The organism is Streptomyces sp. HUAS MG56 (genome assembly GCF_058673395.1).
The window spans coordinates 9,738,442-9,759,095 of the sequence record NZ_CM178722.1; the positions used below are offsets into that span (position 1 = coordinate 9,738,442).

General features: G+C 72.8%; 22 protein-coding genes. 6 read left to right on the forward strand and 16 right to left on the reverse strand.

All coding sequences use genetic code 11. The features are described from left to right. Positions 1–61 precede the first annotated feature (61 nt). The 3 genes from AC4OXY_RS44310 to AC4OXY_RS44320 form a co-directional block, all read right to left on the reverse strand. On the reverse strand, positions 62–1,120 hold the full coding sequence (locus tag AC4OXY_RS44310; RefSeq protein WP_491992556.1) for a tartrate dehydrogenase: 1,059 nt from the start codon (positions 1,118–1,120) through the stop codon (positions 62–64). Positions 1,121–1,193: 73 nt separating this feature from the next. Next, entirely contained in the window at positions 1,194–2,081 is an 888-nt protein-coding gene (locus tag AC4OXY_RS44315; RefSeq protein ID WP_491992557.1) for a LysR family transcriptional regulator, read from the reverse strand. Between the two features lie 75 nt (positions 2,082–2,156). Then, positions 2,157–2,849, reverse strand: a complete 693-nt coding sequence (locus tag AC4OXY_RS44320) for a hypothetical protein (RefSeq protein WP_356031473.1) — start codon at positions 2,847–2,849, stop codon at positions 2,157–2,159. Positions 2,850–2,969: 120 nt separating this feature from the next. Here AC4OXY_RS44320 and AC4OXY_RS44325 point away from each other — a divergent pair, with 120 nt between their 5' ends. After that, on the forward strand, positions 2,970–3,419 hold the full coding sequence (locus tag AC4OXY_RS44325; RefSeq protein WP_362817917.1) for an Lrp/AsnC family transcriptional regulator: 450 nt from the start codon (positions 2,970–2,972) through the stop codon (positions 3,417–3,419). On the opposite strand, the gene AC4OXY_RS44330 is transcribed toward AC4OXY_RS44325, so the two are convergent. Continuing rightward, positions 3,331–4,569, reverse strand: coding sequence for an MFS transporter (locus tag AC4OXY_RS44330; protein WP_491992558.1), 1,239 nt, complete (start codon positions 4,567–4,569; stop codon positions 3,331–3,333). The genes AC4OXY_RS44325 and AC4OXY_RS44330 overlap by 89 nt on opposite strands. Then, entirely contained in the window at positions 4,566–5,171 is a 606-nt protein-coding gene (locus AC4OXY_RS44335) for a helix-turn-helix domain-containing protein (protein ID WP_491992559.1), read from the reverse strand. The genes AC4OXY_RS44330 and AC4OXY_RS44335 overlap by 4 nt, the downstream gene beginning before the upstream one ends. Here AC4OXY_RS44335 and AC4OXY_RS44340 point away from each other — a divergent pair. Further along, complete coding sequence (locus AC4OXY_RS44340; RefSeq protein WP_356031482.1) at positions 5,170–5,691, forward strand: GNAT family N-acetyltransferase; 522 nt, start codon at positions 5,170–5,172, stop codon at positions 5,689–5,691. The genes AC4OXY_RS44335 and AC4OXY_RS44340 overlap by 2 nt on opposite strands. 31 nt (positions 5,692–5,722) lie before the next feature. On the opposite strand, the gene AC4OXY_RS44345 is transcribed toward AC4OXY_RS44340, so the two are convergent. Together AC4OXY_RS44345 and AC4OXY_RS44350 are read right to left on the reverse strand one after the other, a co-directional pair. Continuing rightward, complete coding sequence (locus AC4OXY_RS44345) at positions 5,723–6,841, reverse strand: sensor histidine kinase (protein ID WP_491992560.1); 1,119 nt, start codon at positions 6,839–6,841, stop codon at positions 5,723–5,725. An 8-nt stretch (positions 6,842–6,849) separates the two neighbouring features. Continuing rightward, complete coding sequence (locus AC4OXY_RS44350) at positions 6,850–7,530, reverse strand: response regulator (protein WP_356031604.1); 681 nt, start codon at positions 7,528–7,530, stop codon at positions 6,850–6,852. Between the two features lie 225 nt (positions 7,531–7,755). On the opposite strand from AC4OXY_RS44350, the gene AC4OXY_RS44355 reads away from it, so the two are divergent. Continuing rightward, positions 7,756–7,899, forward strand: coding sequence for a hypothetical protein (locus tag AC4OXY_RS44355; protein WP_356031487.1), 144 nt, complete (start codon positions 7,756–7,758; stop codon positions 7,897–7,899). 19 nt (positions 7,900–7,918) lie between these two features. Continuing rightward, positions 7,919–10,033, forward strand: coding sequence for a glycosyltransferase (locus AC4OXY_RS44360; RefSeq protein WP_491992561.1), 2,115 nt, complete (start codon positions 7,919–7,921; stop codon positions 10,031–10,033). A 50-nt stretch (positions 10,034–10,083) separates the two neighbouring features. On the opposite strand, the gene AC4OXY_RS44365 is transcribed toward AC4OXY_RS44360, so the two are convergent. Together AC4OXY_RS44365 and AC4OXY_RS44370 are read right to left on the reverse strand one after the other, a co-directional pair. Continuing rightward, positions 10,084–10,362, reverse strand: coding sequence for a hypothetical protein (locus tag AC4OXY_RS44365; RefSeq protein ID WP_356031492.1), 279 nt, complete (start codon positions 10,360–10,362; stop codon positions 10,084–10,086). Next, positions 10,359–11,087 carry an MgtC/SapB family protein gene (locus AC4OXY_RS44370; RefSeq protein WP_491992562.1) on the reverse strand — a complete coding sequence of 243 codons (729 nt, stop codon included), beginning with the start codon at positions 11,085–11,087 and terminating at the stop codon, positions 10,359–10,361. The genes AC4OXY_RS44365 and AC4OXY_RS44370 overlap by 4 nt, the downstream gene beginning before the upstream one ends. A 265-nt stretch (positions 11,088–11,352) precedes the next feature. On the opposite strand from AC4OXY_RS44370, the gene AC4OXY_RS44375 reads away from it, so the two are divergent. After that, a complete protein-coding gene (locus AC4OXY_RS44375; protein WP_356031497.1) occupies positions 11,353–11,766 on the forward strand; it encodes an ArsR/SmtB family transcription factor in 414 nt (137 codons plus the stop codon). A gap of 52 nt (positions 11,767–11,818) precedes the next feature. Here the strand turns inward: AC4OXY_RS44375 and AC4OXY_RS44380 are convergent, their stop codons facing one another. From AC4OXY_RS44380 to AC4OXY_RS44400, 5 genes are all read right to left on the reverse strand, one after another. Then, positions 11,819–13,249 (reverse strand): ABC transporter ATP-binding protein, encoded by a 1,431-nt coding sequence (locus AC4OXY_RS44380; protein ID WP_491992563.1) that lies wholly within the window; start codon positions 13,247–13,249, stop codon positions 11,819–11,821. 34 nt (positions 13,250–13,283) lie between these two features. Beyond that, complete coding sequence (locus tag AC4OXY_RS44385) at positions 13,284–15,050, reverse strand: ABC transporter permease (protein WP_362817933.1); 1,767 nt, start codon at positions 15,048–15,050, stop codon at positions 13,284–13,286. 484 nt (positions 15,051–15,534) lie between these two features. Then, positions 15,535–15,696 (reverse strand): hypothetical protein, encoded by a 162-nt coding sequence (locus tag AC4OXY_RS44390; protein ID WP_491992564.1) that lies wholly within the window; start codon positions 15,694–15,696, stop codon positions 15,535–15,537. A gap of 339 nt (positions 15,697–16,035) precedes the next feature. After that, positions 16,036–16,512: an alpha/beta fold hydrolase gene (locus AC4OXY_RS44395; RefSeq protein WP_491992565.1), complete on the reverse strand. Its 477-nt coding sequence runs from the start codon at positions 16,510–16,512 to the stop codon at positions 16,036–16,038. Between the two features lie 51 nt (positions 16,513–16,563). Further along, the gene (locus tag AC4OXY_RS44400; protein WP_491992566.1) at positions 16,564–17,466 is read right to left on the reverse strand and encodes an alpha/beta hydrolase; all 903 of its coding nucleotides are present in this window, start codon (positions 17,464–17,466) and stop codon (positions 16,564–16,566) included. Between the two features lie 61 nt (positions 17,467–17,527). On the opposite strand from AC4OXY_RS44400, the gene AC4OXY_RS44405 reads away from it, so the two are divergent. Beyond that, complete coding sequence (locus AC4OXY_RS44405) at positions 17,528–18,004, forward strand: MarR family winged helix-turn-helix transcriptional regulator (protein WP_491992567.1); 477 nt, start codon at positions 17,528–17,530, stop codon at positions 18,002–18,004. A 66-nt stretch (positions 18,005–18,070) separates the two neighbouring features. On the opposite strand, the gene AC4OXY_RS44410 is transcribed toward AC4OXY_RS44405, so the two are convergent. Together AC4OXY_RS44410 and AC4OXY_RS44415 are read right to left on the reverse strand one after the other, a co-directional pair. Further along, positions 18,071–19,222 carry an FAD-dependent oxidoreductase gene (locus AC4OXY_RS44410; RefSeq protein ID WP_491992568.1) on the reverse strand — a complete coding sequence of 384 codons (1,152 nt, stop codon included), beginning with the start codon at positions 19,220–19,222 and terminating at the stop codon, positions 18,071–18,073. A 398-nt stretch (positions 19,223–19,620) separates the two neighbouring features. Further along, positions 19,621–20,637, reverse strand: a complete 1,017-nt coding sequence (locus AC4OXY_RS44415; RefSeq protein ID WP_491992569.1) for an MBL fold metallo-hydrolase — start codon at positions 20,635–20,637, stop codon at positions 19,621–19,623. Positions 20,638–20,654: the final 17 nt, after the last annotated feature.

Here is a 20,654-nt window from a genome sequence, read left to right on the forward strand (position 1 = left end):
GCCGATGCCGGTCCGTCACAGTAGCCGGGCCGTACGGCCGTGCTGCCGGGGCCCGGCGGGTTCAGAGGAGTCGGAGCAGCCTGTCGGTGAACTCGGCGGTGGTCGCCGTACCCCCCAGGTCATGGGTGCGGACGTCGGTCCTGGCCAGGAGCGAGGCCACCGCGTCCGTGATGTGCTCGGCCGCGGCGGGGTGGCCCAGATGGTCGAGCATCATGGCCGCAGACCAGATCGCGCCCAGCGGATTGGCGATGCCCCGGCCCGCGATGTCGGGAGCGGAGCCGTGCACCGGCTCGAACATCGACGGGAACTCCCGCTCGGGGTTGAGGTTGGCCGCCGGGGCGATGCCGACCGAACCGGCGACCGCGGCCGCGAGATCGCTGAGGATGTCACCGAAGAGGTTGGAGGCGACCACGACGTCGAAGCGGGCGGGTTCCAGGACGAACTTGGCCGCGAGCGCGTCGATGTGCTCCTGGTCCCAGGTGACCTGAAGGAACCGGGCGGCCCGCTCGGCGACCAGCTCGTCCCAGAACGGCATGGTGTGCACGATGCCGTTCGACTTGGTCGCCGAGGTCAGCCGGCCGCCGCGCCGCGCGGCCAGCGCGAAGGCGAAGTCCACGACGCGGGTGACACCGGTCCGGGTGAACACGGCTTCCTGGACGGCCATTTCCTCGGGGAACCCACGGTTGAGACGGCCACCGGCCTCGCTGTACTCGCCTTCCACGTTCTCGCGTACGACGACGACATCGACCTCGCCCGCCCGCGCGCCGCGCACCGGGCTGCCCACGCCCTCGAAGACGCGGACGGGCCGGAGACTGACGTACTGCCGGAAGGCGCGACGGATCGGGATCAACAGGCCCCACAGCGACACATGGTCGGGCACCCCCGGGTGGCCCACCGCGCCCAGCAGGATCGCGTCCTTGTCGCGCAACCGGTCGATGCCGTCGGCGGGCATCATGGCGCCCTCGCGCAGATAGCGCTCGCAGGACCAGTCGTCGTACGACGTGTACGACAGGCCGAAGCCGTGGCGCCGGCTCACGACATCGAGAACCTGCCGTGCGGCGGGCAGCACCTCGGTGCCGATGCCGTCGCCGGGGATCAGGGCTATGCGGTGGTTCGTCATGCCGTCGATTGCAGCAGGGCGGTTCGCCGGGCGTCCAAGACGCGCTGCGGATCTGCCTTATAGGCCGGACCTATCAGCTGCCGGCGTCGCGGGTGGCCGTCGTGACGAACGCGACGGCCGCGGGGGACAGGATCCCCCGGCGGCTGACGAGGGCGACGTCCAGCGTCGTGCGCGGCTCGATGTCCAGGACGCGGGCACCGAGGGCCCGGGCGACGTCCCGCCAGGAATCCGTGACCACGGCGAGCCCGACCCCGGCCAGCACCAGGGGCAGCAGCGCCACCCGGTGCTCGGTCTCGGCGGCGACCGCGACGTCGATGCCCCGCGCGCGCAGCCCGTCGACGTAGGCGCGCATCCCGGTCCCCGGCTGACCGACGATCAGTCGCTGTCCGGCCAGTTCATGGCACTGCACCGCCGTCCGGCCCGCGAACGGACCGTCGCCCGGCACCACCAGCACGAAACGCTGACTCCCCAGCGCGTGCGCGACGACGGCCTCCGTGCCGCGGACCGGGCCGGCGGACGCCAGCAGTCCCAGCTCCACGGCACCCGTACGCACCAGGTCGATGACCTCGCGCGTGGTGAACGCCGCCTTCACCGCGACCGACACGCCGGGGTACCGCCGGCTGAAGTCCCGCACCAGGGTGGTGAGCGGCTCCACCGCCTGGGACGGCATCGAGGCCACGTCCAGTCGTCCCTCCCGCAGTTCCTGCACGGCCGCGACGCTCGCGCGTGCCGTCTCCAGGCCGCGCACGGCCTCCCGGGCAGGCTCGATCAGTGCCTTTCCCGCCTCGGTGAGGACCGCCCGGCGCCCGATGCGATGGAAGAGCTGGGAGCCGAGATCACGCTCCAGCGTGCGCACGGCCTGGGACAGCGAGGGCTGCGACACGTAGAGGGCCGAGGCCGCGCGGTTGAAGCCCCCGCGATCGACGATCGCCAGGAAGTACTCCAGCTGCCTGATGTCCATGCGTGTCGTGTGCTCCTCGTCCCCGGTGGCGTCCCCGCGGGTTCTGTGCGGCGTTCCGTGTGCCACGGACATCCTCTACCGCGTCGTCACGGAGGCGGCGAACGCCGTATAGGCCGTCAGCAGGAAGGCGAGGGTGGCCGGTGTGACGGTCAGGGCGGCGCGCATCATCGCCGCCGCGGCCTGTGCGCCGGTCGCGCGATGGGTCGAGGGGGCCATCACGGCCAGCAGCACGGGGAGCGCGGCGAGGATGCCGCCGGCGAACGAGCCGAGCGCGGCCGCGGCGTGCACGGCGAGCAGCACGGTCGTGGCGGACACCGCCATCCGCACCGGTATCTCCCAGCTCCGGACCGCGCGTTGGGGCCGATGCGCCGGGGCCGGGGCGGGCCAGGCCCGCAGACCGGCGAAAGCCAGGGCGAGGGCCGATGCAGCCGTCAGCCAGACGTCGGTGCACAGCGCGGCGATCAGGCCCGCCGCGGCCGCGCAGGACACAGCCGCCGTCAGGGTGCGCGCCGGGCGCAGGAAGGGGGCGAGCCGGCCGTAGGCGAGGCAGAAGGCCGCGACGACGAGCTGCGCAGCGACGTTGCCGCGTGCCGCATGTGCCGCCGCCGCGCTTCCGCCGCTGAGCCAGATGAGCAGCAGGAACGGCCCGGACGTCGTGGGCGCGCCCAGCAGGAGCCCGCCGCGGCGCGGGCCCGAACGCCGGGCGACGACGGAGACGAGGAGGACGAGGGAGGGGGCGAGGGCGGTGCGGAGCAGCAGTATCTCCATGCCCGCGAGCCTGGCACCGGAAGCGCCGACTTTGGCTCGGACTTCTCGGCGATATGCGGGATGATGCCGTGAATATCTCGGCCGTATCCAGCTCTCCCCGAGTATTTGTAGCATGGCGCCATGGACCGCATCGACCGGCAGATCCTCACGATCCTCCTCACCGACGGCCGCGCCACCTACCAGGAGCTGGGGCGTCAGGTCCGCCTGTCGGCCAACACCGTCGCCGACCGCGTACGCCGGCTCCAGGCGGCCGGTGTCGTGCGCGGATACCGCGCCGAACTGAACCTGGCGGCGTTCGGGCGCGGGATGGAACTGCTCAGCGACATCCGGCTGCGCGAGGGCGTGGACCGCACGGCCTTCGAGGAGCAGCTGCCCGACGTGCCGCAGGTCGTCGGCGCGATGCGGCTGACCGGGGACTACGACTACCAGCTGCGCGTGGCCTGCACCGACGCCCGCGAGTTCGAGACGGTCATCGACCGGCTCAAAGCCGACTTCGGCGTACGGGAGTTGAGGAGCCGGCTCCTGCTGCACGAGGTCCCGCTGGGTCCGGACCGTGTGCTGGAACCCTGAGTGACCGGCTGCCGACGGCGGCCGCGACGAGGAGCGCGGCGAGGGCGGTGAGGCTGATCCCGCGCCAGCCGAGGGCGTCGAGGAGCGGCGCGGCGACGGCGGTGCCGACGGCGCCGCTGGTGAAGTACAGCACGAGGTAGACGCTGCTGAGGCTGCCCGCCCGGTCGGGGGCGAGGGCGATGATCCGGCTCTGGTTGGCGGCCTGCGCGGCGAAGCACCCGGCGTCGAACACCGCGAGTGCGAGGGCGGTGACCAGCGGGTTGCCGAGCCCGCTGGCGAGCAGCGCGGTGCCCGCCGCCGCGGCCAGCATGCTCGCGACGATCACCGTGCCCGGGGCGTACCGGTCGGTGAGGCGGCCGGTCAGCGGGAGCGCCGCGAAGCCGAGCAGTCCGGCCAGGCTGTACAGGCCGATGGCGCCCGGGCCGAGGGAGTGGGGCGGCTGGGCGAGCGCGAGGGCGAGCGTGACCCAGATCAGGTTGAAGGCGAAGTACCACAGCCCGCCGGTGGCCACCGCGCGGCGCAGTTCGGGGAACCGGCGCAGCAGCGGCGGGAGCGAGGCGAGCGCGGCCCGGTAACCGCGCTCGGCATGCGGCCGCTGCCGCGGCAGCAGCGTGGCGGCGGCGATGGCGCCGAGCAGCGCGAGCACGGCGAAGACGAGGAGCATCCGCCGCCACCCGATGGCTCCGCCGAGCGCCCCGCCCGCCAGCCGGCTGAGCAGGATACCGGCCGACATGCCGGCGGCCACCGTGGCAACTCCCGTTCCTCGGCGTCCTGTTGGCGCGTGCCGGCCCGCGATGCTGCTGGCCTGCGCAGCGACGCTCGCGGCCGCGCCGATGAGCAGATAGGCGGCGAGGAGCACGCCCGCGCCGGGTGCCGCCGCGGCCAGGGCGAGGGCGGCGGCCAGCGCGGTCAGCTGGATGCCGACCAGGCGGTTGGGGGCGAGGCGGTCGGTGAGGGGCAGCAGGAGGGCGAACCCGGTCATGCAGCCGGTGAGCGCGGCGGTCGGCACCAGTCCGATCACGGCGAGCGGCACGTCCAAGTCGGATGCCACGGTGGTGAGTTCGGGCTGGATGGCGTAGTTGTTCGCGATCGCCGTACCGGCTGTGGCGGCCAGCAGGAGCGTGCCGCCGCGGGGGAGCGGCCCGGTCACGGCGTGGTGCCGCGGGTCAGGACGACGGCGTAACGGCACTCGGAGTCCGAGGTGTTGGCGAAGACGCGCTCGGCGGGCTCACCCAGCTCGATGGTGTCGCCCGCCTCCAGCTCATGGACCGTGTCGCCGTCATGGAAGGTCAGCCGGCCGTCGAGGACCCAGACGACCTGGCGTACGAAGGCGAAGGCGGCGGCCGGATACGGCACGCGCGCGCCGGCCGGCAGCCGGATCTCGGCGATCTCCGCCGGGAAGCGCGGACCGGTGATCTGGCGGCGCCGGTATCCGGTCGCGGGGTCGCGCCACTCGGCCGTGTCCGCGGGCCTCCGCACGCCCGTCGCGCCCTCGGCGGTCTCGCGCGCGGTGCCCTCCGGCGCCCCCTCGGCGAGGGCGAGCAGGGAGGCGACGCTGAGCTGGAAGGCCGCGGACAGCTTGCCCAGGACGACCGCCGTGGGGCTGCTCTCCGCGCGCTCGATCCGGCTGATCATCGCTTGGGACACGCCGGAGGCGTCGGCGAGCTGGGCCAGCGTCCAGCGGCGGCGTTCCCGCTCGGTGCGGACGCGGGCCGCGATCTGCCCCACCAGAGGTTCTACTATGTTGGACATGGCTTCAATATACGCAAGAAGCGCGGCGGCCGTGCCGGTGCGCCCCGCCCGGCCCGACGACGTGGCGGCCATCCGCGCGATCCGCAACCACGCGATCGAGCACTCGACGGCCCTGTGGACCCGGACCCCGCAGACCCCGGAGCAGGCGGTCACCTGGCTCGCCGCCCATCTGGAGCGCGGCTCGGCGTTCGTCGCCGAGGTCGGCGGCGAGGTCGCCGGGTTCGCGGCCTACGGCCCCTGGCGGGAGCTGGACGGCTACCGGCACACGGTGGAGAACTCGGTCTACGTCCGCGAGGACCGGCACGGGCTCGGCATCGGATCCGCGCTGCTGACCGCCCTCATCACGGCCGCGCGCGAGGCCGGCCATCACGTGATGATCGCCGGAATCGAAGCCGGGAACACCCCCTCGATCCGGCTGCACGAACGCTTCGGGTTCCAGGTCGCCGGCACGCTCCCGGAGGTCGGCACCAAGTTCGGCCGCTGGCTCGACCTGACGCTCATGCGACTGCCCCTGTCCTGAGCCCGTCGAGCACGTGCTGCCGGCGACGACGTCACGTGGTCTGGGCCGGGATCCGGACACGGACCCCGTAGCCGCCGTCCGGGGTCGGGCCGGCGGAGAACGTGCCGTGCAGGATCTCGGCGCGCTCCCGCAGCCCGACCAGGCCCTGCCGCGAGCCGGGCAGGGGCAGGGACGGGCGGGTGGGGCGGCTGTTGGTGACGGTGACACCGACGTCGTCGCCCTCGCACCAGAGCTTCACGGTCGCCCCGGCTCCAGGAGCGTGCTTGCGCACGTTCGTCAGGGCTTCCTGCACGGTGCGGTAGATCGCCCGCTGGGCGGGTGTGCTGACCGTGTCGGGCAGCACACCGGTCAGCTCCGCGTCGATGCCGCTCGTCGCGACCAGCTTGCGGATGTCGGCCAGCGTGGGCTGCGGTGTCAGCTCGGTGGCGCGGCCACCGGAGGCGCGCAGCAGGGTGACCATGTTCCTCAGTTCGTCCAGCGTGGAGACGCTCAGCGAACGGATGGTGCGGGCGGCCTCCCGGGCTTCCGTGTCCCTGGCCCCGACCTGAAGCGCACCGGCCTGGACGGCGATCAGGCTCACCTGGTGCGAGACGACGTCGTGCATCTCCCGGGCCAGCTGGGCGCGTTCCCGGGCGAGCACGGCCTGGGCGTGCAGGGCCCGCTCGTGCTCCCTGGCCTCCTCGATCTCGGCCAGGCGCTGGGACAAGTCCCGCCGCGCCTGCACCAGTTGACCGAACAGTACGGGCGCGGCGGTGCCCGCGAGGGTGTAGACGAACTGGATCAGCGTCCAGGTGCGGTCGCGCGAGTCCGGGTCGTGCCAGGGCCAGGGCGCGGCGGAGGCCGCCGCCATCAGCACGGCGCACGCTCCCAACAGACGGCGGTCGCGCCTCCGTTCGGCGAGGGCGAACAGGGCCGCGAGCGGGGCCACGACGAGGTCCCCGACCACCGCGGCCGGCACCGTGAGCAGGACGACGACGAGCGGGACGTAGCGCCGCAGCGCGAGGGCGGCACAGGCCAGGGCGGCGAGACCCACCTCGGGCCACGAGCTGTCCGAGACCGCGAGCCAGGCGTCCCCGGCCGCCACGGCGACGAGCCCGGCGTCCCGCACGGGCGCCGGAACCCGTGCCCAGCCGGTCCGGCGGCCGCTCACCGGCCGGGTCACCGCTCTGCCCTCGGCCTGCGCCGTTCGTCCAGGAGCCGGGCGCGCTGGGCGATGAGCGCGGCCTGGATACGGCCGGTCACGCGCAGCTTGGCGAAGATCGCGCTCAGATGATCCTTCACCGTGCCGGCGCTCAGATGCAGACGCGTCCCTATGTCGGCGTTCGACAGCCCCTCCGCGACCAGCGTCAGCACATCGCGTTCGCGTGCGGTCAGCCGCTCCACCCGGGCCGACTCCTCGGCCTCCTCGGCGTTCACCGCCTCGGCACCGGGGTGGCCGAGCAGCAGGGCACGGGACGCCTTGGGGGACATGACGATGCCGCCCGCGGCGAGCGTGCGCACCATCTGGGCCAGCTGTTCCGGCTCGGTGTCCTTGAGCAGGAAGCCGGCCGCCCCGTGACGCAGCGCCGCGAGCACATACTCGTCGGTGTCGAACGTCGTCAGCATCGCCACCACGGGCCCGTCCGGGAGCCCCCGCACCTCACGCAGCACGGTGAGTCCGTCGACGTCCGGCATGCGGATGTCCAGCAGGACGACGTCCGGACGCGCGTCGCGGACCCGGGCCACGGCGTCGGCGCCGCCGGCCGTCGCGACCACCTCGATGTCGTCGGCGGCGTTCAGGATGAGCTGGAAGCCGGAGCGGACGAGGGCCTCGTCGTCCACCACCACGACCCGGATCACATGCACCCCGTCCCGCTCCTGTCCGACCTGTCCGTACGCCTACGACCTTAAGAGGGCCCGGCCGCCACCAGGGTTGCCCCGGTGGGCGGAACCAGCCGATCGGGGGGTGTCCTCCCGCCGCCCGGCGGGGGCGGCCCGGCCGGGCGACGGATACCGCACGGGCCGGGTCCGGTCCCAGGCTGGACGCATGACGCACAGCACAGAGGCGCCGGCGGCGGACGCCCGGTGAGGGGACAGCTCGGCGGCGGAAAGGAGGCCGTCTTCCTGATCATCGTGGCGTCGGCCGCGGTCCTGGGAGTGCTCCGGCCCGACCTGTACGCCGCCCTCACCCACCGCGCCGCGACAGCGATCGCCGGAATGTTCGGCTGAACCCGCCACGAAGAGACCCATGAAGATCACTTTCCTGCTCTACGACGCCTACCGCACCAGTGGCACGGTCCGCGCCACGATCAACCTCGCCGGCGCCCTCGCCGACCGGCACGACGTGGAGATCGTCTCCTGCCACCGCACCGCCGACCACCCCCGCCCGGCACCGCCGCCCCGCGTGCGGATACGCGCCCTGGTGGACCTGCGGCCCGCCTCCCGGCACTACGCGGGCACCGCCGCCGAGCAGCGGACCCCGGGCACCGTGTGCCCCCACGACACGGTGCACGACGGCCCGACGCCGCCCAGCGGACTCGGCGAGGCGAGGCTCGCGGCCCACCTGAAGGACAGCGACGCCGACGTGGTGATCGCGACCGGCCCGTACCTGACCTGCTTCCTGGCCGAGCACGGCCGCCCCGACCAGCTGCGCATCGGCCAGGAACACGCCGCCCGCGACCTCCGCCCGGACGCGCTCAGGGACGACCTCGACGCGGCCGTACCCCTGCTCGACGCCTACGTGACCGTGTCCGCCGCGGACGCGCGCGCCCACCGCCGGGCGCTGCCCTCCGCGCCGACGCGCCTCACCGCCATCCCCGTCTGCATCCCCGAGCCCTGTGCGGAACCCTCGACCGGGATGTCGCGGACCGTGGTGGCAGCGGGACGGCTCACGCCGGCCGGACAGTACGACCGGCTCCTCGACGCCTTCGCCAAGGTCGTGGCCGTACACCCGGACTGGACCCTGCGCGTCTACGGCCACGGTCGCGAGCGCGGCCGCCTGCGCCGTCGTATCGACGAACTCGCCCTGCACGACAACGTCCTGCTGATGGGCGCGCGCACGCCCATGGAACCGGAGTGGGCCAAGGGCGCCATCGCCGTCGTGCCGCACCGCACCGAAGCCTCCGGCACGACCCTCCTGACGGCGATGAGCTGCGGGGTGCCCGTGGTGAGCACCGACCGCGACCACGCGCCCCGCGAGATCATCACGCACGGCGAGGACGGCCTGCTCGTCCCGGCGCAGGGAGCCGTCGAGGACGCCCTCGCCGACGCGGTGTGCCGCCTGATCGAGAACGACGCCGAGCGCCGGCGGATGGCCGCCGCGGCCCGCCGGACCTCCGTACGCTTCCGTCCCCGGCACATCGCCGCGCAGTACGACGCCCTCTTCCTCGACCTCGCGCCGGAACTCGCCTCCCGCGGCGGGCACGGCCGACGGCCGCGCGCGGCACACCGTGACACCGACGGCGGCCGCCCCCTGTGGCGCCGTGCGCTGGAACTGGTCGGCCTGGCCGGATTCGGCTCGCCGGTCCGGGTCGGCTGCCGGGTCCTGCCCGACGGCTCGCTCGCCTTCCACACCGCCGACCCCGCCCTCGCACCCGACGCCTGGCAACTCGTCCTGCGCCTGCGGGACACAGCGGCGGCGGGCGAGGCGGTGAGAGTGCGCCTGGAGTCCCGGGCGGCGGAGGCCGGAACGTCCTTGGAGGCGAAGCTGGACAAGGGATCGTGTGCCCTCACCGAAGGACACTGGGACGCCTTCGTCCAGCACGTCAGCGGCAACAAGTCGCGCCCGGTCCTCGCGGGGCCGGTCGAAACGGCACGGCTCCTGGACCCCGCCGCGCGCCGCCCGGCCGACGCGGGATGCACCGCGTGGATCCCGTACCGGGCACCGGACGGCGGCCTGGCCCTGCGCACCTGGCACCGACCGGCCCATGCGGAGGTGTCGTCGATCGCCGCCGGCGACACGGCGATCCGGCTGACCGGCTCGCTCCACGGCAGCGTCGCCCGCGCCCACCACTACCGGTTCCGGGCCCGGCTCCGGGGCCGGCACGCATGGGCCTTCGACGGGCGGTGCTACGTCGATCCGTACGGCGACTTCGAGATCGGCATCCCCCTCGCCGCCGTGGCCGAGCACCATCCCGGCGGTCAGGCACGGTGGGAGCTGCGCCTGAGCGCGTACGGCGGCCCCGAGGTCCGGCTCGGCATGCTGACCGGAGACCTCGCGGACCGCCGCGACGTCACCTCGTTCCCGACGGCCTCGTACGCGGGGCCCGAAGGCCGCGTGACCGTCGAGCCCTGTCTGACACAGGACCACGAACTCGCCCTCGTCAGCTCCCTCGCCCCGGGCGGAAGTTCCGCACCGGAGTAGGCCGTGCGTGCGCGCACGGGCCTGAGACGTGTCCCCTGGCGTCGTCCTGGTCACCCCCGTCCGTCGTCAGCGTGCCGCGGCGCGTGTCCCGCCGCCACCCATGCGTGCACGACCGTCACGGGCACATGTCCGTCGGCGGCGATCACGTGCTCGGGTACGCCCGTCAGCCACGCGGCGAGGGCGGCTCGGCGCAGACGGGCGGTGCGGGTGGCGAGGCCCGCCCGTAGAGCGCTCGCGGAGCCGGCGGTCAACCGCGGGGCGTCCTCGGCCAGTTGGCGGGCGGCCCGGCGGACGGCGTGGCGGGCGCGCCGGGCGTCGAGGTCGCTCATGCCACCGCCTCCCGCTCCGCGTCGAGCGAGGTGTCGTCCAGGTGCCAGTGCAGGTCACGTACGCCTGGTTCCAGGGAGAGCCGGGCGATGAGCTGTTCCAGCGCCCGGGCGGGGTCGCCGTTCAGGGCGACGGCCGCCCGCAGGCTGGTGCCGCCCTCGACGTCGCGCCGTACCCGCAGCCCGGTGGGTGCGAGGCCGTCGCCCGCGAGAGCCTGGGACAGCAGCGCGCGCACATGTGTCTCGTCGGCGCGCTCGCAGACCAGGTGGACGGTGGCGCGTACGCCCTCGTTGTCGGGGTCGCGCTGCGGCACGCGGTCGATCAGCCGGCCCGCGGGACGCAGGAACGCGTGCACGCCGAGGACGGTGGCCGTCGCGATCGCGCACAGCGCCAGCCGGCCGGAGGCGGCGAGCACGCCGACCGCCGCCGAACACCACAGCGTGGCGGCGGTGTTGAGGCCGCGCACGCCACCGCCCTCGCGCAGGATGACGCCGCCGCCGAGGAATCCGATGCCGGAGACGACGTAGGAGGCGACCCGGGTGGGGCTGCCGGGGTCGCCGACGGCCTCGCTGTAGAGGACGAACAGCGTGGCGCCGACGGCCACCAGGGCGTTGGTGCGCAGCCCGGCCATCCGGGCGCGCCACTGGCGCTCCACGCCGATCAGAGCACCACAGGCGACGCCGACGGCGAGCCGGAGAACGAAGTCGAAAGTGGTCAGGTTCGCCATGGGAACCTCCCCTCGCCCCGCCGCGGCGGGACAGGTCGAGGGCATGGCGGCCGTCCGCCCGGCCGTACCGCCGGGGGGTGGGCTACCGGATGCCCGAGGAGTCGGGGGACATGGGACTGGGGGGCCGGTCGGGGCCCGGACTGCTGCTGGGATCCATGCCGCTCACCTCCTCCTCGACGCTTTCTCTATATTTGCACATATGTGCAACTAGTGTCGCTCCGGAACGCCACCGGACGTCCTGCGCATGACCGGCTACCATACTTGCATGGAAGCGCAAGTAGCGTCGTGGGACGAGGAGCGGGCCGGGCGATCGGTGGCCGTGCTCAAGGCGGTTGCCGACCCCTCGCGCTACCGGCTGCTCTGGGCGCTGAGCGAGCGGGAACTGCCGGTCAGCAGGCTCGCCGAGCTGATCGAGGCGCATGTCGCGGCCACCTCCCAGCACCTGGCGAAACTGCGCTCGGCCGGACTGGTGACCTCGCGGCGCGAGGGCACGCGCATCTTCTACCGGGCCACGGGTCCGCAGGTGCGGGCGCTGCTGGAGAGCGCGGTGCTGGTCACGGACGAGGCGGTGGCCGCCGGGGAGGCCGGGCCGGCCGGCGCTGGGGAGGCGGTCGTCGCGCAGGAGCGCGGTGCCCCCGCACGCGCGGCCGGGGTCCGGCGCACGGCCACGGAACACTGACCCACGGAACGCTCACGCACGGAACGCCGGTGCCGCCGGTTGCGGCGCGTGCTCAGTCCCGCCGCGTACCGGTCGCGGCCAGGCGTGAGTCGTCGCTCTCGTCGAGGTGGTACTCCTGCGGCTCGGCGTCGTAGGAGTACAGCTCGGCGTAGCGGCCCCAGTCCGTGGCCGTCTCCAGCTGGCGGGTGACCTGCTCGGCGGTGAAATGGTGGGCGAGCAGATCGCGGAAGAACCCGGCGCGCAGGGTGCCGCCCGAGTTGTTCCGCAGGCTCTGCGTGATCAGCGTGACCAGTGGGGCGCGCTGCACGGCCTCGGCGAAGATCTTCTTCGACTCCTGTACGTCGGCGCCCGCGAACGCCGTACCGGTGTCGGTCAGCAGCAGGTCGTCCCCGCTGAGCGTGGTGAAGCCGAGCAGGTCGAGCGCGTCGACCTGGGGCAGCAAGTCATCCACCGCCAGGCCGAGCTCGTCGGCGAGGTCGGCGAGGTCGCAGCGGCCGCCGCGGTCGAGCACCAGCTCCGCGAGCCCGGACAGCCCGTCGACACTGGCCGACGGCAGCGGGGCGTTCGCGGGGGTGCGCTTCTCCAGCTCCACCGCCTCCTGCCGGCCGGGGACGCGGCCTTCCTTCTGGCGGCCGGTCATGGTCCGGTAGACGCGGTCGACAAGGTCGTCGAAGGCGGCCGAGTTACGGTCCCGGGGCCGCTCCAGGCCGACGTCGAAGACCTCGCGGATCGTGCCGTACGGGCGGGCGCCCAGGACGACGATCCGGTCGGCCATCAGCACGGCCTCCTCGATGTTGTGGGTGACCAGCACGATGGCGCGGGTCGGGAACTGGCCGGACTCCCACAGCTCCATCAGCTCGCCGCGCAGGTTCTCGGCGGTCAGCACGTCGAGGGCGGAGAACGGCTCGTCCATCATCAGCACGTCCGGCTCCACGACGAGGGCGCGCGCGAAGCCGACGCGCTGGCGCATACCGCCGGAAAGCTCTTTGGGGTACGCCGACTCGAAACCGTCGAGGCCGATCAGGTCGATGGCCTGCCGGGCGGCGTCGGCACGCTCGGCGGCCGGAACTCCCTTGGCCTCCAGGCCCAGTTCGACGTTCTGCTGGACGGTCAGCCAGGGCAGCAGCGCGAAGGTCTGGAACACCATGGCCGTACCCGGATTGGCGCCGGTGAGCGGGGTGCCCCGGTAGGCGACGGTGCCGGAACTGGCCGGCACGAGCCCGGCCAGGCAGCGCAGCAGGGTGGACTTGCCGGAGCCCGACTTGCCGAGCAGGGCGACGACCTCGCCCGCGCGGACCTGGAGGTCGATGCCGGACAGGACCGGCAGCTCGCCGTCGGCACCCGCGTACGACTTGGTCAGGCCGGAGGTCTCCAGCAGCAGCTCGCCGTCGGCGGGCCGGCGGGGCGTGTCGGCGGTCAGGTGGGCGAGGCCCGCCCGGGCCCGGCGGTCGGCGCGCAGGCCGCGCAGTACGTTCAGCACCATGACGTGCTCCAAATGCTTGTGAAAGAAGGGAAGTTCAGAGGGAGTAGCGGGTCTCGGCCAGCCGGTACAGGCGGCGCCACACCAGTCGGTTCAGCCCGACGACGTACAGGCTCATCACCGCGACACCGGCGAGCAGATGCGGATAGTCGCCACTCTCCGTGGCCTGCGCGATGTACGCGCCGAGGCCCGTCGCCGTGAGGGTGGTGCCGCCGAAGGTGACGACCTCGGAGACGATCGAGGCGTTCCAGGCGCCGCCGGACGCCGTGATCCCGCCGGTGACGTAGGACGGGAAGATCCCCGGGATGATCAGTCGCCGCCACCGCTGCCGGCCGGTGACGCCCAGGTCGTCCATGGCCTCGCGCAGATCGCTGGGGATGGCCATGGCGCCGGCGATGGTGTTGAACAGGATGTACCACTGGGCGCCGAGCGCCATCAGCAGCGTGCCGCCGATGTTGATGGACAGGCCGGTCCGCAGGAAGAACCAGACGGCGAGCGGGAAGAGGAAGTTGGCCGGGAAGGACGCCAGGATCTGCACGACCGGCTGGGCGATCCGGGTCAGCCGGGGCGAGAACCCGATCTTCACGCCGATCGGCACCCAGACGACGGTGGCGAGCGCGACCAGCACCACGACGCGGGCGAGGGTGGCGAGGCCGAGCAGCAGCGGCTCGCCGAACACGCCGAGGCCGGTGCGGTCGTGGAGGTAGTGGCCGAGGTCGAGCAGACCCCACACGATCAGCCCGCCGGCGACGAGTGTGAAGACGACGTCGCCGGTGCGCTGCCGGGTCCGGCCGACGACGAGCGGTCGGTCGTCGCGGCCGAGGACGCGGCCCGCCGTGCTCAGCGCGCGTCCCACCGGGCGCAGCACCCGGCCGAGCAACCGCGGCCAGTGCGAGCGGCGCAGGAGGTCCAGTACGACGGACCGCTGCACCTCGCTCGCCTCGGACTGCTCGTTCTTGAACTTCTCCGCCCACGCGGTCAGCGGCCGCCAGAACAGGAAGTTCACGCCGATCACCATCACAGCCATGGTGAGGATGGCCCAGCCGACCTTGCCGAGGTCGCCGTCGGTGATGGCGGCACCGGCGTAGGAGCCGACGCCGGGCAGCGCGTACTGCTGGTTGTTGACGCTGATCGCCTCCGAGGCCACCAGGAAGAACCAGCCGCCGCCGAAGCTCATCATGCCGTTCCAGACCAGGCCGATCATCCCGGCCGGCACCTCCACCTTCCAGAACCGCATCCAGCGGGTGAACCCGAACGACCGTGACAGCTCGTCGAGTTCACGCGGCAGGGAGGTGAGGGAGGAGTAGAAGGCGAACGTCATGTTCCACGCCTGCGAGGTGAAGATCGCGAAGATCGACGCGCACTCCAGCCCCAGCATCGAGCCGGGGAACAGGGCGATGAACCCGGTCACCGCCACGGTCAGGAAGCCCAGCACCGGCACCGACTGGAGGATGTCCAGGGCCGGGACGAGGATCCGCTCCAGCCGCCTGCTCTTGGCGGCGGCACAGGCGTAGCCGAAGGTGAACACGATCGACACCGCGAGCGCGGCGAACATCCGCAGCAGCGAGCGGGCCGCGTCGTACGGCAGCTGTGCCGGATCGGTGTCGACATGGACGTTCTGGTGGGTGTTGAAGGCGACGGTGGTGCCGTGCCCCACGCGCAGCACCACGTACAGGAGCACCAGCACGGCCGCCGCCACGGCCGCGTCCACCCAGGAAAGACGGGACAGCCGCCCGGGCAGGCGCGCCACCAGCGGTGTGCGCTCCGCCCTCTCGGCGGGCCTGTTGTCCGTACGGATCGACATCACGAAGACCTCCGCCCCCACTCTGGGCACGCCGGCACGCCCGGCCGCGGCCAACGCACCGACGGCAGGACAGGGGTCACCCAGGCAGCATGGGAAATACAGGTAAGTAAGTGGAACCGTCGGGGCGGTCATGGCCCCGGCCGGTGAACGTCAGAAAGTCAGCGCATGCCCCGGAGGCAGCGCGGACTGGGAGGGTCTGCACCCATGGCTGCCTCCGTTCCGTGATGTGGCTGTGCCCCGCCCGTGCTCGGCACGCGCACAGGGCCCGACTCCATGAGTGTGCCCCTTGTTGCATCGATACGCAAATATGCAGGCCGGCGTCGCGACCGGGACGGCGACGGCGGCGAGGGCGCCGTAGCAGGCGAACGTCGCCCCGAAACTCGGCACGGTGCGCCTGAGCCCGAGCGGATCCGCTATGTGCGACCGCACGCGGGCGTCCTCGGTGAACAGCGGTACGACCCGCGCTGCGCGGCGTGGTGCGCTGTCAGTCCCGTCCCATCCCGGGCCGGGCTGCCGCGAAGGTATGCACGGCCCGGACCGCGACCTTGGCGAGGACGGTGCCGGCGAGCGGGATACCGACGATGCCCAGCGTCCACACATGTCGGACGTCGGGCCTGCCGGGGCGCAGGGAGCGGCCGGCCGGCACCGTGGCGCCGCGTGACGAACGGCGCCACGCCGCGCAGCGCACCCGCCACCGTGCCGGTGGCCGGGCTGAAGACGGCGACGGCGACGGCGACCGCGAAGGCGGCGAGCGTGGCGGTGGCGTGACTCCTGAGCAGGGCCGTGTCGACCGGAGCCCCAGCCGATGCCACCATCGTCGTGAACAGCGGGAGCGCGGCCCGCGCGATCCCGACCCATCCGCCACGCCCGCCCTGTTCCGTCTCGTTTCCGGTGGTCACGGCTCCGATCAGCGCCGATGGCGTTGCTCGGTGAACGAGAGGATCAGTGCCGCCACCTTTCCGCGCCAACTCGCGCAGATCCCGGGTCAGTCGGGGCTGCGCGCGCGTCGGTAGAGGGAGGACAGGTCGAGCTCGTCCATGGCCGCCGGCATCTGGTGCGCTGACTCGCCCTCGGGTCGCAACCACCGCATGCTGTCCGCGCGTTGGGCGAGCGACCTGCACAGTCCCTCGTCGAACAGGTCGCGGGGGATGTCCAGGCCCTCCGCCATGGCCCTCTGCGCGCCGAGCACGGCCGCCATGTCCCGCGCAGGGAGGACCCGCCCCGCCGCCTGGGCGGCGAATCCCTGGACCTCGGCGAGTCGTTGCGTGACGTACTCGGGGTCCAGCCCGACGTACTGCTCGGGCCGGCCGCATCCGTCACCGTCAAGGTTGACGGCGGCGGGGGTCTCCGGGTGGTCCAGCGCGTACCGGACGGCGACCATCCCGCCGAGCGAGTGGCCGACCGGAACGGCGTGCGGGACGGCGACGAAGGCACCCACCGTAGGGCCCGTCGACGTCGACATGATCACCAGAGAGAAGGAAGCGAACCGGGGGCCGTTCGGCACATAACGGATCTATGCCAGGTGCTGGGTGAGGAAGAGCGCCGCGCGATCGAGTGCCTGGTCCGCCTCGTCCAGCACACCGGCGAACGCCTGGAACACGTGCGGCACTTCGGCGGTGACGTCCAGGATCACGTCCACCCCCGCCTCCCTCGCGCGTGCGGCCATGCGCGTGGAGTCGTCCAGCAGCACCTCGTTGGTGCCCACCTGGAGCAGCATCGGCGGGAAACCTGTCAGGTCGGCGTGGAGCACGGGGCTGATGAGCTCCTGGTGCGGGTCCTGACCCGCGAGGTACATGGCACCCGTGTGTGCCAGGCCCTCGCGTGTGAAGAACGGGTCGAGGCCGGCCTTCGTGTCCATGCTCTCGCCGCTCCGGGTGCCGTCGAGCCCGGGGGAGAAGGCCACGATCGCCGCGGGCAGCGGCAGTCCGGCGGCGCGGGCCGCGAGGCATGTCGTGACGGTGAGGCCGCCGCCGGCGGAGTCCCCGGCGAACGCGAGGGACGCAGGGTCCTCACCGGCGTCGAGAAGCGCGCGGTAGGCGGCGAGCGCATCGTCGATCGCGGCCGGGAACGGGTGCTCGGGGGCGAGCCGGTAGTCCGGCGAGAAGGCCCTGACGCCGGTTCTGGCGACGAGGTTCCCCGTCAGCGACAGCGCGGTCTCGGGTGAACCGTACACATGGCCGCCGCCGTGGAAGTAGAGGATCGTGCCCGTGCTCGCGCGCGGGCCCGCGTCCCGGGGCTCGACCAGCAGGGTGCGTCGGGACCCGAGGGTGAGGTCCGTGGTCCGGATGCCGTCCGGCACGATCATCGTGGCCATCATCGCCGCGAACCCCGACCGGATCTCCTCGACCGGCTGCGGGCCCTCGGGCCGTGGTGTGCGCAGCATCGCGTCGATCCTCGCGCGTTGTTCCCTGCTCATCGGTGTCCCTTCCGTCGGTGGATCTCCCGCGCCACAAGTAGATGCCGCTACAGTATATGCCGTGGCATGTAAATCAAACGGCTCCACCGCCGACCCCCGGACCTTCTTCGCCGACCTGGTCCGCTGCGAGACGCGTCTGTACAACGCGCTCAACGACCGGCTGCGCGAGCGACACGGGATCGTCACCTCGCAGTTCGAGTTCCTGCGCTACCTGCGGGAGCATCCCGGATCGCGGGTGGCCGACCTCGCCGCCGAGTTCGCCATCGGAATCGGGGCGACGAGCAAGGGGATCGACCGCCTGGAACGACACGGCTGGGTCGCCCGGCAGCCGAATCCGGCCGACCGCCGCTCGTCGCTGCTGACACTCACCGACGACGGCGCACGCCTGACCGACGCCGCCGAGCAGACCTTCACCGAGCGCCTGACCGAACTGCTGGGGGGCGCTCTCGGCCAGTCTCAGACGGCGGCAGCCGCGCAGGTCCTGTCGGTGCTGCGCACCGCGTTGGAGCGCGAGGGCGTCGGCCTACCGACAGGCTGACGCCGTGGTGGACCGGGAGTTACGGGAGTTGATGGTCAGGAGAGCGACACTTCGGTCTCAACTTGTTCATCGACCCTTTTCGGTGAGCATGTTGATTATCTTGATCAGGTCGTGGCCCGGGTTGTCGTTGTTGTTGTCGTCGGAGTCGGTCCCGTGCGCGTCGGCGCCTTCGAAGGTGGCGGCCTCGACGCTGCGGGGGAACAGGGCCTGCTCGTACTCCGTGAGTGCGGCCTCGATGTCGTCGGGGTGCGCGGCGAGGGCCTTGCCGAGTTCGGCGCCGTCGAGCATGGCCAGGTTGGCGCCTTCGCCGTTCGGGGGCGCGAGATGGGCCGCGTCACCGAGCAGCGTCACGCCCGGCACCCGGTCCCACCGGTGCCCGGTCGGCAGAGCGTAGAGGGGGCGCAGGACCGGCCCGCTGTCGGCCTCGGTGATGAGCGCGGTGAGCTCGGGTGCCCAGCCGTCGAATTCCGCCACGATCCGCGCGGTGGCCGCGTCGGCATCGCCGAAATCGATGGCGGCGAACCAGTCCTGCGGCTCGGACAGCCCCACGTAGGCGTGCAGGGTGTCGTCCTTCTCCCGGTGCGCGAAGATGTCCCTGCCCTGCGTGGCCGCGATCATCGACCCGCCGCCGACCGCCTTCGCGGCGGCCGGGTGCCGGGTGGCGGCGTCGAACAGATAGGTCTCGACGACCGACTTGCCGATGTACCGGGGTGTGGCGGCGGAGAGCAGAGGACGGACGCGTGACCACGCGCCGTCCGCGCCGACCAGCAGGCTGGCGACGACGCTGGTGCCGTCGGCGAAGGTCACCTCGTGGCGGCCCGCACCGAGGGTCCGGGTGGCGCTGACCTTGTGCCCCCACCGGACGGTGCCGGCCGGGAGGGAGTCGAGCAGGATCTGTCGCAGCTCGCCGCGCTGCACCTCGGGGCGTCCGCCCGTGCCGTCGTCGGCTTTGTCGAGCAGTACGGTCCCGTCCGGGTCGAGGATCCGTAGCGCCTGCCGGCCCGCCAGGATGAGACCACGGAACTCGGCCATCAAGTCCGCCTCCTCAAGGGCGAGTTGACCGTTGTAGTCGTGGATGTCGAGCAGACCGCCCTGCGCACGCGCCGCCGGGGAGGGCTCCGCCTCGTAGACCGTGGCGGGGATGTCGTGGAGGTGCAGGACGCGGGCGAGCGTGAGGCCGCCGAGTCCGGCACCGATGATCGTGACGTGAGTCCGCATGATGGCTCCTTGGGATCGCGCCGCCCGGTGAGTTCCGGCCGGCCGTCTCCCTGAAGGTGTCAGCCGCCGCCGACGCACCCCCGACATCGGACCGACAGCCTCCGACAGGTCACCGACACGGCACACCGGTCCCGACGCCTCCATGGAACGGCGTCCTGCTCACCGGCCGCGGTCGTCGGCAACCGTGACGTCGTGGACGGCGCGCCACCGTCGCCGGGCTGACCGACGCCGCCACCACACCCACCGACCGGGTCGGCCTCGTGCGGCGTACCGGCGCCGGCCGCCGCGCACGGGGGGGGTGCCGCGTGCGGCCGTGAACACCGCCACCCCGCCGGGGCGCGGCCGACGTGACCACGCCCTCCACGCTCAAGTACCGCTCACACGCCGTGAGTCGAGGGTCAGTGCGACACCTCGTGCGACGGGTGCTCGGCGCACAGACACCCGACGCCCCGTTCGATCCACTCCTGGCCGGCCCACTCCGGATGCCGTTCGACGAGCAGCGCCCGCACCTCGGCGACGATCTCGTCCTCGCCCATCGCCGAGTCACGCCTGCGCCAGGTCTCGTCACGCAGCTCGCGCAGATAGTCGCGGACCGCGGTCAGGACCTCCGGGCCGCCGGGTTCACCGTGCCCGGGAACCACCGTCCGGACTCCGCGGGCGCCCAGCCGCTCCAGCACCTCCAGCCAGCGGACACCGGAGACGTCCGTGTCGTACGGCGGGAACCACGGGAAGATCGCGAACTGCCCGGTCTCGGCGAGATCCCCGGTGAACAGCACATCGGCGTCCGGCACTTCGACCACCTGGTCGCCCTTGGTGTGCCCCCGGCCGGCGGGCCGCAGCCGTACGACACGGTCACCGAGGTCGAGGTCGTACGTGCCGTCGAACACCTCGTCCGGAGTAGGCACTCCGATGCCTGCCAGCCGGTGGGCGACCGGCCCGCCGAAGTCCCGGAACATCTCCAGATACGCCGGTCCCTTCGCCGCGAGGTCGTCCGCCTGGGCGCGGTTGACGAGATACGTGGCCCGGTCGGCGAAGGCCTGCGCGCCGAACGCGTGCTCCGGGTGGAAGTGCGTCGTGGTCAGGTACAGCCGACGGCCCCGGGCGACCTCGGACGCGAACGCGAGGACCCGCTCGGCGTTGGCGGTGCCCAGACCGGTCTCGACGACGAGCACGGCCCGAGTGCCGCCGATGACACCGACGTTGGGCACCAGCTGGGCCCGCTGGTTCGGGATCACCAGCAGGTCGGGGGCGATCTCCCGGGCACCGGCGACCCGCACGGCGGGGTCGGGGACGGGCACGCCCGCCAGGTCTCCCGGCAGGCTCCGGTCCGTGTCCTGCCCGGTGTCCCGCGCCGAGCCCTGTGCCGTGTTCCGCGTCATGTGCTGTGCCATGTCCTGTGCCCTGTCCTGTGTCATACGGCGATTCCACCGCC